The following is a 16897-nucleotide window of genomic DNA, read 5'->3' as shown; positions in this document are numbered from 1 at the left end:
AAAGATTCATCAGGAAAAGTAGCACAGCGAGAAAACGTACTGCTGGTCAAAGCAGTAGTAACCATGAAACCCGAGATTCGGTAATTTTTCGCGTAATGCGGCTTGGTTGCGGCCAATCAGCTCAAAACGAAATTGCCCCGAATATTCGGTCGCTGGCTCTAACGTAATTTGTGCATCAAGAAAGTCGAAGTACATCTGAACAAAAGGATAGCAACACTTAAAAAGGCTTTCTTTGATGCTGAAGATAAGCGTATCGGGAATATTGCCCGTGCTTGCAAGCAATTGTTGCTCATCACGGGTGTAGACCGTTGAAAAAAGGTGAGTGGCAAGCGGCTTGTTGGTTTCAATATCGATGCCCAAGCTCGCGATGTTGCTTTTTAGCGCGCAAGCCGCAAGGCAAATGTTATCCGTGTGACTGATGCTACCACTGATGGTCGCGGGAAATAGAGGCTCTCTGGCATTGCCAGACAAAATCGGCACATTCGCATCATTGCTGGTTAATGGGATGAGTTTCTTGATCGCGGAGCGGGCAGCATGGCGACCTCCTCTGAATTCTTGTTGGCGTTTCGTTACCGCCTTTTGGATGAGTTTTTCTTCCTCGGGAAAGCCGTTTTGGCAATACATGTCCGCAGTGGCTTTCACGATGTAAACCTTTGGACTTAGACCTTCTAAGTGAAGACAGACAGGGGGAAGGGAATTACCTAGCTCTTTGTTTTTCAATGGCGTCACTTTGCAATGAGTTGCAGTTCAAAAATATAACTTAGCTCAAAATTGAATGTTAATACGAATGATAATTGTTATTTATACATTCGTTCTTTACAGTTTGCGAGCTCAAATTATTTATAAAATAGATATAAGGAAATGCAGTGAAAAGTTTAGTTAACAAGCCCACGTTTATGCCCTCTGTGCTGACAGGTGCACTTTTGACAGCGCTTAGCGGTCAGGCAATTGCAGACGACAAAGAAGACGTCGTAGCAATGGAGCGCATGGTAGTAACCGCGTCTCTTACTCAACACTCTGAGTTGACTGCACCCGCATCGGTGTCGGTTATTACCGCAGAAGATATTGCGAAGATGCCGGTGAAAGACATCTCCGAAGCGGTTCGCAGCGCAACGGGTGTCAGTGTATTGAGCAGCACCGCTTATGGCCGTAACACCATTCGTATTCGTGGTCTGGATTCTAAGCACACCTTGGTTCTCATTAATGGTCGCCGTATCAACTCTCAAGATGCGCTGATCCGAGGTAACGATTTCGATCTATCGAGTATTCCTCTTACCGCGATTCAACGTATTGAAGTCGTGCGTGGCCCGGTATCGTCTCTGTATGGTTCAGAAGCGATGGGTGGCGTGGTGAACGTGATCCTGAAGTCACCAACCGAAGAGCTATCTGGCTCTGTTGGTCTTGAATACGAAAGCATTCTTGAAGGTGATGGCGGTGATGGTTTGAAAGGTCACGCTTACGCAAGTGGTACACTGACGGAAAATGTCGAAGGCAGCATCATTGTTGAAAGCTCTGCTCGTGACCCTTGGCGTACTGACACTAACCCAGATTTCGATGCATTAGAGCAGAAAGACACCACCAATGTTTTTGGTGAGCTTGCTTGGCAACTGACAGAAGAGCAACGCCTGATCGCGGATGTGATTTACACCAACGATGAGCGTGAAGCGGATTGGGTTCATCCTCGTTCAGGCCCACAAACGAACACTCAAGACTCAACTCGTTGGAATTACGGCCTGACCCATGAAGGTGCTTGGGACACCGTTGATTCACAAGTGCGTTTGTACGGCGAAAACATGCAGCTGGATGACGCAAGTACGGCGTATACCAATGGCGCAGCAGACGTTGAGCTACAAAACAACACACTTGATTTTAAACTCTCTGGTTTGTGGCGTGACTCGCACGAGTGGGTATTCGGTGGTGAATACCGTACTTCCGAGCTGAAAAACAGTCGCGATGTGCCTTCTGGCGACATCGATAACTACCAAGGTGCGGTGTTCGTACAAGGTGAGTTTGACCTAGATAAGTTGGCGTTGACACTGGGTGGTCGTCAAGACTTCCATGAAGTGTATGGTAGCCACTTCAGTCCACGTGCTTACGCGGTTTACAGCTTTACCGATGAGTTTGTCTTGAAAGGCGGTGCTGGTGGCGGTTTCCGTGCTCCGGGCATGATGGAAAGCAGTGATCAAGTTCGCGTGATCAGCTGTGGTAACCGTTGTTGGCTCACTGGTAACGAAGATTTGAAACCGGAAGAGTCAGAAAGCTACGAAGCTGGCCTAGCGTACGAATCGACGTCTATGGGTTTGGGTTTGATGTACTACTACACAGACCTGAAAAACAAGATCGAACGTGACTTAACTCAGGTTGTTGGTATGGATGGCCCAATGCCTATCTTCACTTACCAAAACATCGGTAAAGCAGAAATCAAAGGTATTGAGCTAGAAGGTTGGTACGATATTACCGATAGCATCAATCTAAAAGGTAACTACACCTACACGGATGCAAAAGACAAGAGCACGGGTGATACGCTAACGCAAACTCCAGAGCATTTGGCAAATCTTGATGTTAACTGGGAAGTGTTTGATTCATTCACCACCTTTGCTCGCGTCAACTACATTGGCGAACAGGTGATCACGAACCAAAGTCGTGAAAACGTAACAGTCGATGGTTACACGCTAGTCGGTCTGGGCGTGGCTTATGACTTCCAACAGCTAAACCTGAAAGCGGGTTTGAACAATATCTTTGATGTTGAGTTGGATGACGAAGACGATTACTACGGATACTCAGAGAAAGGTCGCAGCGCTTACGTAAGTGCAACGTACGTGTTCTAACAGAGCTCTAAAATGTAATGAGTTAAAAATAGCCTCCGTATAGAGGCTATTTTTCATTTCTAACAAGTGATTTTTAGCATTCAGCTTCGAGTGCCGTGGCCGTTTCTGTTACTTTGACCTGAACGATACGATTGCTCTTAACATGCAATATTTCGAATCGCCAATGCTGATAGTCAACAGTTTCGCCTTGAGTTGGCACCCGTCCGATTAACCACATCAAAAAGCCGTTTAAGGTTTGAAAACCCTCGCTCTCTTCACCTTCAATAGTATTGAGTTCAAGTTTGTATTTCAGCTCGTTAAGGGGGATAAGCGCATCCATCAACCAACTGTTATCTTTTTGCTTTTTCGCCCAGACATGCTGAGGTGCCATACCTAATTCACCCGCTATGGATTTGAGTAAATCGTGGTGAGTCACTAAGCCTTGCACATCTCCATATTCATCGACAATGAATACCATCTCTGTACTGGTTTGCTGCATGTAATTGAGCAGCGCTAAGCCTTTCATCGACTCTGGTACAAAGCGTGAACGTTTGAGCAACTTGGCCAAGCGAGAAATCGACAGCTCGTCATATTCATCCAACAAGACCTTGGAAGAAATCGTACCTATGATGTTATCCAGCCCGCCTTTGCACACTGGCCAAACGGAATGCTGCGTTTGGCGCAAGTTTCTGAGCGTTTCTTCAAGGGGTAAATCGAGGTCGAGGTAATGCATATCGCAGCGAGGTGTCATTAGCGAGAGTGCAAGGCGATCATTAAGGTGCAGTAAATTGCGAATCATCAGTTGTTCTTGCGGTTCGATAGCACCGCATTCAGACCCCTCGCTCATCACGGCAAAAATGTCTTCCTCTGTGACGACTTCCCCTGTGTTGTTCTGCCGCAATAGCTTGAGTAAAGCATCGGTCGATAAGGTCAGCAATAGCACAAACGGCGTGGTCAGTTTGGCTAACCAATGAATAGGGTAGGCAACGATAACGGCAATGCGCTCAGCATTATTTTGAGCAAAGCGTTTTGGGACCAATTCGCCTATCACAATAGCGAAGTAGGTGATGACGACAACGACAATCGCGGTGGCGAGTACAGTGGCAACTTCGCGCTCAATACCTTGAGTCACGAGCCAGTGTTCAAACGGAACCGAAAGCGTAGCTTCACCAAAGATACCGCTAAGGATACCGATCACTGTGATGCCGATTTGAATAGTTGAGAGGAATTGCGTGGGATTGTTCTTCAGTTGTAGAGCGAGGCGGGCAGAAGCGCTGTGTTCGGCAAACTTTTTCAGTCGGCCGCTTTTGGCGGTGACTAACGCAATCTCAGACATGGCAAACACGCCATTGAGAGCGATTAATCCAACCAGTAATAAAATGTCCATGAAGTTTTCCAGTGATGCACACGCTAGCAGCATAACGAGCTTTGCAGGAGAGAAACGTGAAGTGGCGAATAATTCATCACGCTGTAACAATGAAATGCGTAATGAAAAGGATAGAATTTGATTATCGAACCTGCTGTTGCTTGCGCGATGATTGATTCTGTTACTTAGGGCGGATTCTGATACACTACGCGCCCATTTCTTCGTTGAGACGTTTCTATGCCATTTTCTAAGCTTGGTTTAAGCGCTCCTATCACAGATGCTGTGAAGGCGCTGGGTTATGAAAAACCGACTTCTATCCAACAAAAAGCCATTCCAATTGTTCTGCGTGGTAGCAACCTAATTGCCGCAGCACAAACCGGTACGGGTAAAACTGCCAGCTTTGTATTGCCAATCTTAGAAAAACTGAGCCAAGGTGAAACGCAACGTAAAAAGCGTGCACGAGCGATCATCCTAACGCCAACGCGTGAGCTTGCACTCCAAGTACACCAAAGCATTGAAGCTTACGGTAAGAACTTGCCTTTGCGTTCAATGGCGATGTTTGGTGGTGTGGATTACGCACCGCAAAAACAAGCGCTGATCGAAGGTGTCGACATTGTGGTGAGTACGCCAGGACGTTTGATTGACCTATACGGCCAACGCGCAATCCATTTTGATGAAGTAGAAATGCTGGTTCTGGACGAAGCCGACAAGATGTTGGATATGGGCTTCATCGATTCAATCGATAAGATCGTCGATTGCATGCCAGAAGACATTCAAAGCTTGTTGTTCTCTGCGACACTATCTAACCCAGTGCGTGACTTGGCGAAGAACGCGATTGTCGATCCTGAAGAAATTTCGATTGCGAAACACAGCGCATCGAAATCAAACATCAAGCAGTGGATCACTACAGTCGATAAAGACATGAAGTCTTCACTATTAAGCCATATGCTAAACGAGAACGACTGGTCACAAGTGTTGGTATTCATCGAAACCAAGCACGGCGCAGCGAAGCTGGTTACTCAGTTAGAGAAGCGCGGCATTGTGGCAGAAGCGTTCCATAGTGGTCGTAACCAACGCGTTCGCCAAGAGCTGATTGAACAGTTTAAAGCGGGTGAAATTCAATACTTGGTTGCAACGGGTGTTGCGGCACGCGGTATCGATATCGACAACTTGCCAGTAGTTATCAACTACGATTTGCCGTTCCCAGCAGATGAATATGTACACCGCATTGGCCGTACTGGCCGTGCTGGCGCGCAGGGTGAAGCGATCTCATTGGTATCGAAAGATGACTTCAAAAACCTGTGCATGATTGAAAGTCGTCTTGGGCATTTGCTAGAGCGTGTAGAAATTGAAGGTTTTGCACCAAGAAAACCAGTGCCAATTTCTATCTTGAACTACGTGCCGAAGAACAAGCGTAAACCGCAAGATCAGCGTCCTCGTCGTGACAACGGTGATAAGCGCAACGCGAAGTAATTACGCTTGAACCCTAGCGTATAAACTTGAATAAAAAAGAAGCCGCATTTGAATGCGGCTTCTTTGTTTTTCGCTTTAGTATTAGTGCAGTTCAGATTAGCTCGCCTTAGCTCTGGCTAAACGTTGCTGAACATATTGAGGCTCAGTACGCATGCCCATCACCAAGCTCACACACATCACTAATAGAATGATAGTGAAAGGTAAGCCGGTTGAGATTGTACCTGCTTGCAGAGCTTGAATCGCTTCTGTTCCGCCAATCCAAAGTAGAACCGCTGCAATTGCACCTTCTACGCTTGCCCAGAAAATACGTTGTGGAACGGGCGCATCGACTTTACCGCCAGCGGTAATACTATCAACAACCAGTGATGCAGAGTCTGAAGACGTGATAAAGAACACCATGATCAAAACGATAGAGATAACCGATAGCACAGTGCTCATTGGCATCGCTTCGTATGCGTAGAACAGAGACAGCGTAATGTCTGTTAGGCCGTTTGTGCCTAGCTCACCGACTTTATTCATGACTTGCTCAATCGCGATGCCGCCAAATGCTGACATCCAAATCAGAGTAATAGTGGTTGGAATCAAGATAACTGCGGTAATGAACTCGCGTACGGTACGACCTTTAGAGACGCGCGCAATAAACATACCGACACATGGTGACCATGAGATCCACCACGCCCAGTAGAATACCGTCCAGCCGTGCATCCAAGCTTCGTCTTCACGACCATAAGGGTTGCTCAGTGGAAGAATGTTTTCTACGTATCCCATCAGTGTGGTTGGGATCGTGCTCAATGCTGCGGCAAGGCCAGCCAGAATCACGAACACTAGTAGAGCAAATGCAACAGTGAGGTTGATGTTACTCAATACCTTCACGCCGCCATCAATACCGCGCACAACAGAGAAAATTGCCAGAGTGGTTACGAAGGCGATGACCGCCAACTGCATACCCAAGCCACTTTCGATACCAAATACATGACCTAAGCCACTTGCCGCTTGCTGTGCACCCAGACCAAGAGAAGTCGCGAGACCAAACAAGGTTGCCAGTACGGCCAACACATCGATCACGTGACCAAACCAACCCCAAGTGCGGTCGCCTAAAATAGGGTAGAACACAGAGCGAATAGACAGCGGCAAACCTTTGTTAAAGGCGAAGAAGGCCATAGAAAGTGCAACCACTGCGTAAATTGCCCAAGGGTGTAGACCCCAGTGGAACATGGTTGCGCCTAACGCGACTTGTTTGGCTTCTTCGGTAAATGGCGTTACACCAAGTGGCGTTTCATACCAACCTGTGAAGTAGGCTACTGGTTCTGCGACGCCCCAAAACATCAAGCCGATACCCATGCCCGCAGCAAACAACATCGCAATCCACGAGATATTTGAGTGCTCAGGTTTGGCATCTTCACCGCCAATACGGATCTTACCAAAAGGAGAAAAAACAAGACCGATACAGAAGATCAGAAAGATATTGCCAGCCCACATGAAGAGATCATCAAAAGAACCGATGATCTGCCATTTGACGCCATCAAGGGCAGCTTTTGCTGTGGCAGGATCGACTAAAAGAAGTGCGATTAAAAAAACGATGATCAGACCCGCGCTAGTACCAAAAACAGGGTTGTGAACATCAAATCCCCATTTTTGTACGTTGTCTTGGCCGACCGTATAGTCAGTATTCTCGATACTGTACTTATCCTTAGTTGTAGACATCATCCCTCTCAAACTACTTAGAGTACAAACTAATTTGTCGGCGCGCACTATAACAAAACTCAGATTAAATGGCTAATTTGCTGATTAATAGATCAGTAATGTCAGTTTTTATGCATATAAAAAGCAAAGAACACGAAATAATTTTTGGTGTGGATAAGCAAGCTGCACAAATCATTTGTCAAAAAAATGCATAGATAAATTTGTCGATAGGTGAAGTGTGAAGTCCGTGGCTATTCTTTTGATTTAATTGCCAATAATTAGGAAAACTTGAGAGATGTGTCTTACGCTTTACACAAATCGTACGCGAAGGTTTGAGTTAGGGTTTTGTCAATTTTTTGTCGTCTTGTTTGCAGATGATGAGGAATAGGCGCAGACTTTCGCGCCTGCTATTCAACGCATAAATGAGGCACGAATGAAAACTGGTGATAAGCAATTTGCTGTAATTGGCTTGGGTCGTTTTGGCTTAGCCGTTTGTAAAGAACTGCAGGATTCCGGTTCACAAGTTTTGGCGGTAGACGTTAATGAAGACCGTGTGAAAGAAGCGGCAGGATTTGTTAGCCAAGCCATCGTGGCGAACTGTACTCAAGAAGATACGGTAGCTGAATTAAAACTCGACGATTATGACATGGTCATGATTGCCATTGGTGCCGATGTGAATGCCAGCATCCTCGCCACGCTGATCGCAAAAGAGGCGGGTGTGAAATCGGTTTGGGTAAAAGCGAACGACCGCTTCCAAGCCCGAGTGCTGCAAAAAATCGGCGCAGACCACATCATCATGCCTGAGCGTGATATGGGTATTCGTGTTGCACGTAAGATGCTCGATAAACGTGTTCTTGAGTTTCACCCACTAGGCAGTGGCTTAGCGATGACAGAGTTTGTTATCGGTTCTCGCTGGATGGGTAAAACCTTGGGCGATTTAGCTTTGTGTAAAGTCGAAGGCGTACAGGTGCTTGGCTTTAAGCGCGGCCCAGAAATCACTAAAGCACCTGATTTAAATTCAGCGCTAGAAATCGGCGACCTCATCATTGTCGTTGGTCCTCAAGACAAACTTGCGAGCAAGTTGAAATCACTATGAAGCAATTTCATCAGAGAGGCGTTTTTTACGTCCCAGATGGCAAACGAGATAAAGCGAAAGGCGGTGAGCCGCGCATTATATTGCTGAGCTTTCTCGGTGTGTTATTGCCTTCTGCTGTACTGCTTACTTTGCCTGTATTTTCCGTTACCGGCTTATCGCTGACGGATGCGTTGTTTACTGCAACGTCTGCCATCAGTGTGACGGGGCTTGGCGTGGTAGACACGGGCCAACACTTCACATTGGCGGGTAAAATCCTGTTGATGTTTTTGATGCAAGTTGGTGGGTTAGGGCAAATGACCCTTTCAGCCGTTTTGCTGTACATGTTTGGTGTGCGGTTAAGTCTGCGCCAACAAGCACTTGCGAAGGATGCATTAGGCCAAGATCGCCAAGTGAACTTGCGTAAGTTAGTGAAGAAAATAGTCATCTTTGCCCTGATTGCAGAGGCAATTGGCTTTATCTTCCTATCGTTCCGTTGGGTTCCTGAAATGGGTTGGCAAACAGGCATGTTCTATGCGCTGTTCCACTCTATCTCGGCCTTCAACAACGCAGGTTTTGCGCTCTTCTCCGATAGCATGATGAGCTTTGTGAATGACCCAGTGGTTATTTTCACGCTGGCGGGCTTGTTCATTTTTGGCGGTTTGGGTTTTACGGTCATCGGTGATTTGTGGCTGCATTGGCGCAGAGGTTTCCACTTCTTGCACCTGCATACCAAAATCATGCTGATTGCCACACCGGCATTGCTCGCTGTGGGCACAATCATGTTCTGGCTATTGGAAAGACACAATCCGAATACGATGGAGTCTCTACCAGTCGCTGGGCAGTGGCTCGCCGCCTTCTTCCAATCAGCGAGTGCGCGTACAGCGGGTTTCAACAGTGTCGATTTGGCGCAGTTCACTCAACCAGCGTTACTGGTAATGATTGTATTGATGCTTATCGGTGCGGGTTCTACCTCAACCGGTGGTGGTATTAAGCTATCGACCTTTGCTGTGGCATTCATGGCAACGTGGGCATTCTTGCGTCAGAAGAAACACGTGGTGATCTTCAAACGCACTGTGAATTGGCAGACGGTGACTAAATCGTTGGCGATCATTGTGGTCAGTGGCGCTATCTTAACGACCGCGATGTTCTTACTTATGATCACTGAGAAAGCGGCCTTTGATAAGGTGATGTTTGAAACCATCTCAGCTTTTGCAACTGTAGGCTTGACTGCGGGTCTGACGGCAGAACTGTCTGAGCCGGGTAAATACATCATGATTGTGGTGATGATCATCGGACGTATCGGACCTTTGACGTTGGCGTATATGCTAGCGCGTCCTGAACCAACGTTGATTAAGTACCCAGAAGACAATGTCTTAACTGGCTAATAATAGATCTATTACCAGCAAACGATTACGCGAGTATGACGGTTAAACCGCTGCTCGCGTTTTTTATAAATACATCAGCAAAATGAGAATAATTTCGATTTATTTGCGATTGCAGTATTTCAATCTTTAACGATTTCTGTACTATCCCATAGTTCTTTCATATACAACTTGTTGTTTTTATTTGCGTATGGAATGCGTAATCGCGCATCGAACTCATGGAGCCGTAGTTTGAAGTTCAAGACTCTAGCACTCACCATGCTGGCCACCGTTATCTCTGGTCAAAGCATTGCAACCACACCCCCTTCTCCTGTTTGGCAACCCGTTACCCTCAGCGATGGAACATCCAGTGATATTATTTTACGCGGAACCGCTGCGTTTCACTGGCATGAAGACAAGCAAGGCAATGCCCTGATCAAAAAAGATGGACATTGGTTCTTTGCCGAGATTAAACGTGAATCCGATTCTCCAATTTTGGTTTCAACGGGTGTAGAGAAAACACAATCAACGTCAGCACCAGAAGCTTCACAGCTTCGTCCGAGTGTGTTGGTTAAGCCTGCTTTGTCTTCGTTGAGAACGATTGAGCCAAGAGCGCGTGCAAACCTGATGCGTCAGCAAGCCCAAGGTTACCGAGCAATGAGCTCATCAGGTGTGACAGAGCAACCTTTGCTGGTGGTGGAAGTCTCTTTCAATGACCAGAAAATGGTGCATGATTTTCAACAGCTCGTGTTTGGTGAAAACCGTCAAAGTGTCGTGGATTTCTACGATAAAAACTCAAAAGGTCAGTATCGAGTTGTACCAGCTAACGAAAACTATGGTACGACAAATGATGGTGTGATTAGCGTTACTGTGAATCAAAACCACCCGGATTGTAACAGTAATAGTCGTGGTGATGCGTGTGACGTAAAAACCAACGCAGTTTTTGCCGAGGCATATCAAAAGCTCGATCAATACATCAACTTGGCGCAATACGACACGAACAACAGCGGCAGTGTTGATCCAACAGAGCTGTCAGTGATGTTTATTTTTGCAGGTGGTGATTTAGCCGCTAACCAAGTCGATCGTCCTTCTATTTGGCCGCATAAGTTTTCCCATGATGACGTGACGATTGATGGCACTGTCATCAGAGACTACTGCGTATTTGCTGATTTTCAGCTAACGCACCAATCGACACTGGGTGTGATTGTGCACGAGCTCGGTCACCTAATGTTGGGATTACCTGACTTGTACTCATACAGTGGCTCAGGCTCTATTGGCGAATGGGGTGTCATGGGCGGCGGTTCATGGGCGATGAAGCCTGGTGATAGCTACGCGGGTGATACGCCTGTAAACATGAGTGCTTGGAGCAAACATGCGGCTGGCTTTGTTGTCCCTCAGGTGGCTCACGGTAATGAACCTTTTTCATCGATTAAAAATGGCGAAGTGAAGCTGGTCTATCTCGACCCATATTTAAAAGATCACGGCCCTCGAGTTTATCTGGAGAACCGAACTTATTCTGGTTACGACCGAGCGCTTGCTGGCGAAGGTATGTTGGTTACATCTGTCAACATCATGAACCGCTTCAATGACACGGGCGAGATGCAGGTTCAGATCATGCAGGCAGATGGCTATGGTGAGCTAGAAAGCCGTTGGGGAACCAGTGAGAGTGGTGACTTGTATCCGAACGGAGGCATGTTCATTACAGACAGCACTAATCCGGGTTTTTATGACATTGCTGGTTTCAATACTGATGTAGCCATTTTGAACTTTGTAAGTAATACCACCGATGCGGCTTTCTCATTAGAGATGCCAAGCGAGCCAAATAAATCGGCATGGAAGAACTCATTTTACCGTGGTTTTATCTACCCGGGCTCTGATGATGCATTAGCGATTACTGTCGACCTTGGCGTTGACTCAGAACTGGATGGTTTACAACTGTTTGCTTCAACTAATATTTGGAGCAACACGATGAGCTACAAAGTATGGCGTTTCCCTGCGCCTGCATTTGAAAATTACAGTTTGTCTTTACAAGAAAGCGACGCTCAATTGCTGCAAGAGGGGACGTTCGATTCGTCTTCACGCATTATCTTTGAACAACCGAGTCAGTTAAGTGCGGGTAAACACCTTCTTCTCGTTGAAATTGAGGGCGGTATCTTCGAGACCAACTTCAACTTTGACAGTGAGTTAGCGACAGAGATTTCACCTTTGCCAACCATGTGGGCTGGCAGCAGCAGTGATATTTACTCTTCAGGCTTATCACGACAAGGGTTCTCTTTTGTTCCTTTCGCGGCACTGTTTGATGTCGATGCCAGCAGCATTGTTGAAGCAAAATCGGATGCGATTGAAACCGACAAGAACGTGACTGCCGATCTTAACTTGATGTCCAACGACTTTATCGCACCAGGCTATCAGTTTAGCGTTGAGTACACGCAACAACCGACGCATGGCACCATCAATGATGATCAATATGTGCCTAAAACTAACTTCGTAGGCAGTGATAGCTTCCAGTATCGTTTGGTGTCTTCGGATGGCTCTCTATCTTCTCAACCTGTTACGGTTCAAGTGACGGTTAATGGACAAAACGACGCACCAACCGCAAGTGTGGAAGCTGACACGAGCAGCATGAGTACCAATGGTCAAGGAAGCCTGTCTGCGGCATCAAGCACTGACCCTGATGGTGATGCGCTTGAATACGCTTGGCAGCAAACCGCAGGTACGGATGCGACGCTGTCTGACGCAAACACCGCAGAGGCGAGCTTTACCGTTGCACAGGGCACCAAAGCCGGTGAGATTCTGACATTCCCAGTCACGGTCAAAGACCCAAGCGGCTTGTCTTCAACCGCCAATGTGGATGTCGAAATGGTCAACACCGCCCCAATCACCACTCAAGATGTGGCAAGCGTGGAGGAAGGTAAGAGCATCACCATTGATGTGTTATCGAATGATTATGACTTCAACAACGACTCTCTAACACTTCAGTCGGTAAACAATCCGTCTGGTGTGGGTACTGCCAGTGTGGTTAACGGCAAGGTTCTTTACCAAGCACCTGAAGAGGGTGTGGCAAATGTACAACTGCAGTACACCGTGTCTGACGGCAATGGTGGCACTGCGACAGGTTCAGTGAACGTCTCGGTTGTTGCTTCAGTTAACAGTGTGAGCTTCGAAAGCTCTGATAGCGGCGGTAGTGTCTCTTACTGGGCGCTCATGTTATTGGCATTGTTAGGTTGGCGTCGTCGCGCTTAAGCTTTAATTTCCAATACTGTTAAGCCACTCATTTGAGTGGCTTTTTCTTTGGCTTATTCAAACCTCAATAATTCACCCATTAATCTTTTTGTTATGAGATGAGTTTCACTTTTATTTTTGTACGCTTTGTGCTTTTGAGGCGTAGTCTATGGCTAAATCATTTATAAAAAGTAAGGATATTTTTTTATGTCTGATAATTCGTTTTCTGTTGCTGCTATTTGCCAAGAGGCTGTGGGCATGGTCAGGGCAAACTTACTCGCGATTGTAATAGCGTGTATTCCTTTGATCGTGGTTCACACGATATTTATTACTCAATATCAAGGAGCCTTGGTTCAAGGATCGCAAGAACCTGACTTTTCCAACGTTGGTGCCGGCTTCTTTGTGACGACTTTTCTGCTCTATCCACTGGTCGCGGCAATGGCGGTAGTACGTATCCATCGTATCTACCTTGCACATGAGTACATGCATTCTGCTCTAGATGTGATGCGATTATCGATGCGCGAGCTGCGCTTTATTGGTTGGTGGATTTTGTTTGGTTTGTCGATGATGTTTACATTGGCGCTTCCTATATTCATCGTCACCTTTTTGTATGCGGCAGAAGGTGGAGAAGCGAGTGAGTTAACTTTCACTATCATTACCTTACTTGCCAGTATCCCGGGTCATTGGATCCTTTCGCGTTGGTCGTTAGTTTTGCCAGCGACGGCGCTAGATCGTGAACCTAGAAGCCTTGGCGACGCATGGAGACAAAGTAAGCCTTATAACAAGCAGATATTTGTCTTGATGGGGCTCATTCCTCTGATAGTTGGCGCTGTTAACCAGTTCATTTTTGCCGAGTTTAATCACATATTGGCATTTGTTGTGTCTGGCGTGATCTTCGGTATTTTTGGTGCTTACCAAATAGCACTTTTGTCTTTAAGCTACCGAACGATTCTGAACATTGAGCGCGCTAAATTCAAAGGTGTGCCTGACTCTCAAAGCGATGCTTATGAGTTTCGTGGTTAATTGAAACTCATACTTGCCCCATGATTACCGATGGTTCTTGGGGCATGCTTCCAACTTCTTTTCCTCTCCTAGTAACCCAAACTTCTTCGTGAATCGTAAATACCCATGAATAATTCGTGGCTGAAGGTGACCTTGCACACAGCTTATACTGTTGGTTAGGAAGTCGTTTATTAAGGAACTGCTATGTCCGTTTGGGAAGGTGTGAATTTTACCCATCGATTCAGTGAACTGCCGTCGGCATTTTTTACCTATGTTACGCCGCAGCTTTTAGATAACACTCGCTGGGTGGTGTGGAATGGTGAGTTCGCGCAGCAATTTGGTTTACCAGCAATCGAAAACGAAGAGTTGTTGAATGTGTTTGCCGGACAAAAAGAATTTGCGCTATTTGCTCCTCTGGCAATGAAGTACGCGGGTCATCAATTTGGTGTGTACAACCCGGACTTGGGTGACGGTCGTGGCTTGTTGCTCGCTGAAATGCAGCACCAAGATGGCACTTGGTTCGACATTCACCTCAAAGGGGCCGGTCTTACACCTTATTCTCGAATGGGCGATGGTCGAGCGGTATTGCGTTCTACGATACGCGAATATCTGTGCAGTGAAGCCATGGCAGGGCTTGGCATTCCCACTACCAGAGCGTTGGGTATGATGGACAGTGATACACCCGTTTACCGCGAGAAGATGGAATACGGCGCACTACTGATTCGTGTTGCAGAAACCCACATCCGTTTTGGTCACTTTGAGCACTTTTTCTACACCAACCAACTTGCGGAGCAAAAGCTGCTCGCTGACAAAGTGATCGAGTGGCATTTCCCTGAGTGCTCCCAAGCGGAAAAGCCATACGCAGCCATGTTTGAGTCTTTTGTGGAGAAAACCGCAGAGATGATCGCGTACTGGCAAGCTTATGGTTTTGCCCATGGCGTAATGAATACTGACAACATGTCGATTCTGGGGCAAACCTTTGATTACGGGCCGTTTGGCTTCCTCGATGACTACGATCCTAATTACATCTGCAACCACTCGGATTACCAAGGCCGTTATGCTTTTGAACAGCAGCCACGCATTGCATTGTGGAATCTCTCTGCTTTGGCGCACTCCTTGTCGCCTCTTGTACAGAGAGAAGATCTTGAGGCTGCTTTAGGGAAGTTTGAAGTGCGTCTGAGTCAAAAGTTCAGTGAACTAATGCGCGCCAAACTCGGTCTTCATACCAAAGTGGACGAAGATGGCCGCCTGTTCGAAACCATGTTTGAACTGTTGAACCAAAACAAAGCTGACTACACTCGCTTCTTCCGTGAGTTGTCTAACCTTGATGTTAAGTCGCCTCAAGCTGTGATTGATTTGTTTATTGATCGAGAAGCGGCAAGTGCATGGGTAGACTTATATCTCGCTCGCTGTGAATTAGAAGTGGACGAGCACGGTGAGCGCGTATCAGCAGAAACTCGTTGTGAAAAGATGCGTCGAACGAATCCGAAATACATCCTACGTAACTACCTAGCTCAACTTGCCATCGATAAGGCAGAGGAAGGGGACTTCAGTGAAGTAAACCGACTGGCGGAGCTATTAAAGCGTCCTTATGATGAACAACCCGAGTTTGATGATTATGCCAAGTTGCCTCCCGAGTGGGGTAAGAAGATGGAAATCAGCTGCTCTTCTTAATGTGTCATTTTCCACCCATCTCGTTGGTTCGTGTGGGTGGATTTGACCCCTTATCTTCCCCCATGATTTCTCATTGTTATTTAAGTGTCTGACTAATAAAGAATAATTAACTTGGTCTGCAACTTGCTCTTTGTTGAACATCCGTACCCATTACCCTCTACCGATTTAGGTGCTCATGGAAAGGATGGGATGTGATTCAACAAGGAGAATAATAATGTTTAAGCCTCTAACCCTATTGTCTGTTTCTGCTCTGGCTATCACTAGCTTTAACGCTGCCGCAAACTGTGACCCTGGTGAAACCGTGATCAAGTTCAGTCACGTAACCAACACAGATAAGCATCCAAAAGGCATTGCTGCTTCGTTACTGGAAAAGCGCGTGAACGAAGAGATGAATGGCAAAGTCTGTATGCAGGTTTTCCCTAACTCGACACTGTACGATGATAACAAGGTGCTTGAAGCGCTACTTAATGGTGATGTTCAACTCGCTGCCCCTTCTCTTTCAAAGTTTGAGAAATTCACCAAGAAGTACCGCATCTTTGACCTTCCTTTCCTATTCGAAGATGTGGCGGCTGTTGACCGTTTCCAAAACTCGGAATCAGGTGAAAAGCTGAAAAACGCAATGAAACGACGTGGTCTACAGGGCTTAGCTTTCTGGCATAACGGTATGAAGCAAATGTCTGCCAATAAGCCATTGATGGTACCGAGCGATGCAGAAGGCTTGAAGTTTCGCGTGCAAGCTTCAGATGTACTGGTGGCTCAGTTCGAACAGCTTGGCGCAAACCCACAAAAGATGTCTTTCAAAGAAGTGTACGGTGGCCTTCAAACTAAGGTTATCGATGGTCAAGAAAATACATGGTCGAATATTTACGGTAAGAAGTTCTTTGAAGTCCAAGATGGCATTACCGAAACCAATCACGGCATTCTGGACTACCTAGTGGTGACATCGAACGACTTCTGGAAAAACCTGCCAGACGATCAGCGTGAACAGCTAAACACCATCATTCAAGAAGTGACGGCTCAACGTAACGCTGAGTCAACCAAAGTGAACCTAGCAAACAAGAACAACATCATCGAAGCAGGTGGTGTGGTACGCACCCTAACGCCAGAACAGCGCCAAGAGTGGGTAACTGCACTGCAACCTGTGTGGAAGAAGTTCGAGAAAGACATTGGTTCAGACCTTATCGATGCAGCACTCGCATCCAACCAATAATCCGCTCGCCCAAGCTCTTTGGGT

General features: G+C 46.6%; 11 protein-coding genes. 8 read left to right on the top strand and 3 right to left on the bottom strand.

Going from position 1 to position 16897, the window contains the following annotated elements; genetic code table 11:
- Window positions 1-9: 9 nt before the first annotated feature.
- The gene (locus tag ATB78_RS19455; protein ID WP_081096628.1) at window positions 10-642 is read right to left on the bottom strand and encodes a 4'-phosphopantetheinyl transferase superfamily protein; all 633 of its coding nucleotides are present in this window, start codon (window positions 640-642) and stop codon (window positions 10-12) included.
- 224 nt (window positions 643-866) lie between these two features.
- Here ATB78_RS19455 and ATB78_RS19450 point away from each other — a divergent pair, with 224 nt between their 5' ends.
- Window positions 867-2828 carry a TonB-dependent receptor gene (locus tag ATB78_RS19450; RefSeq protein ID WP_061009977.1) on the top strand — a complete coding sequence of 654 codons (1962 nt, stop codon included), beginning with the start codon at window positions 867-869 and terminating at the stop codon, window positions 2826-2828.
- 73 nt (window positions 2829-2901) lie between these two features.
- Here the strand turns inward: ATB78_RS19450 and ATB78_RS19445 are convergent, their stop codons facing one another.
- A complete protein-coding gene (locus ATB78_RS19445; RefSeq protein ID WP_061010059.1) occupies window positions 2902-4227 on the bottom strand; it encodes a hemolysin family protein in 1326 nt (441 codons plus the stop codon).
- Window positions 4228-4410: 183 nt separating this feature from the next.
- On the opposite strand from ATB78_RS19445, the gene ATB78_RS19440 reads away from it, so the two are divergent.
- Complete coding sequence (locus ATB78_RS19440; RefSeq protein ID WP_061009975.1) at window positions 4411-5646, top strand: DEAD/DEAH box helicase; 1236 nt, start codon at window positions 4411-4413, stop codon at window positions 5644-5646.
- 96 nt (window positions 5647-5742) lie between these two features.
- On the opposite strand, the gene ATB78_RS19435 is transcribed toward ATB78_RS19440, so the two are convergent.
- Window positions 5743-7350, bottom strand: coding sequence for a BCCT family transporter (locus tag ATB78_RS19435; protein ID WP_061009973.1), 1608 nt, complete (start codon window positions 7348-7350; stop codon window positions 5743-5745).
- Between the two features lie 412 nt (window positions 7351-7762).
- On the opposite strand from ATB78_RS19435, the gene ATB78_RS19430 reads away from it, so the two are divergent.
- From ATB78_RS19430 to ATB78_RS19405, 6 genes are all read left to right on the top strand, one after another.
- A complete protein-coding gene (locus ATB78_RS19430; protein ID WP_061009972.1) occupies window positions 7763-8425 on the top strand; it encodes a TrkA family potassium uptake protein in 663 nt (220 codons plus the stop codon).
- Window positions 8422-9789 (top strand): TrkH family potassium uptake protein, encoded by a 1368-nt coding sequence (locus ATB78_RS19425; protein WP_061009970.1) that lies wholly within the window; start codon window positions 8422-8424, stop codon window positions 9787-9789. The genes ATB78_RS19430 and ATB78_RS19425 overlap by 4 nt, the downstream gene beginning before the upstream one ends.
- 228 nt (window positions 9790-10017) lie before the next feature.
- Window positions 10018-13008 carry a M6 family metalloprotease domain-containing protein gene (locus ATB78_RS19420; protein WP_061009968.1) on the top strand — a complete coding sequence of 997 codons (2991 nt, stop codon included), beginning with the start codon at window positions 10018-10020 and terminating at the stop codon, window positions 13006-13008.
- Window positions 13009-13194: 186 nt separating this feature from the next.
- Window positions 13195-14010 (top strand): hypothetical protein, encoded by an 816-nt coding sequence (locus ATB78_RS19415; protein ID WP_061009966.1) that lies wholly within the window; start codon window positions 13195-13197, stop codon window positions 14008-14010.
- Between the two features lie 183 nt (window positions 14011-14193).
- Window positions 14194-15663: a protein adenylyltransferase SelO gene (locus ATB78_RS19410; RefSeq protein ID WP_061009963.1), complete on the top strand. Its 1470-nt coding sequence runs from the start codon at window positions 14194-14196 to the stop codon at window positions 15661-15663.
- A gap of 214 nt (window positions 15664-15877) precedes the next feature.
- A complete protein-coding gene (locus ATB78_RS19405; RefSeq protein WP_020196010.1) occupies window positions 15878-16873 on the top strand; it encodes a TRAP transporter substrate-binding protein in 996 nt (331 codons plus the stop codon).
- Window positions 16874-16897: the final 24 nt, after the last annotated feature.

Origin of the sequence: Vibrio sp. CUB2, from assembly GCF_001557945.1 — a bacterium.
Classification (GTDB): Bacteria; Pseudomonadota; Gammaproteobacteria; order Enterobacterales; family Vibrionaceae; genus Vibrio; species Vibrio owensii.
This window is presented reverse-complemented; position numbering and strand designations above follow the sequence as displayed.

Bases quoted from the DNA above. Each gene is read 5' to 3' on its own strand.
- ATB78_RS19445 (WP_061010059.1), bottom strand. From the start codon at position 4,227: ATGCTGCTAGCGTGTGCATCACTGGAAAACTTCATGGACATTTTATTA.
- ATB78_RS19440 (WP_061009975.1), top strand. From the start codon at position 4,411: ATGCCATTTTCTAAGCTTGGTTTAAGCGCTCCTATCACAGATGCTGTG.
- ATB78_RS19435 (WP_061009973.1), bottom strand. From the start codon at position 7,350: ATGTCTACAACTAAGGATAAGTACAGTATCGAGAATACTGACTATACG.
- ATB78_RS19430 (WP_061009972.1), top strand. From the start codon at position 7,763: ATGAAAACTGGTGATAAGCAATTTGCTGTAATTGGCTTGGGTCGTTTT.
- ATB78_RS19425 (WP_061009970.1), top strand. From the start codon at position 8,422: ATGAAGCAATTTCATCAGAGAGGCGTTTTTTACGTCCCAGATGGCAAA.
- ATB78_RS19415 (WP_061009966.1), top strand. From the start codon at position 13,195: ATGTCTGATAATTCGTTTTCTGTTGCTGCTATTTGCCAAGAGGCTGTG.
- ATB78_RS19410 (WP_061009963.1), top strand. From the start codon at position 14,194: ATGTCCGTTTGGGAAGGTGTGAATTTTACCCATCGATTCAGTGAACTG.
- ATB78_RS19405 (WP_020196010.1), top strand. From the start codon at position 15,878: ATGTTTAAGCCTCTAACCCTATTGTCTGTTTCTGCTCTGGCTATCACT.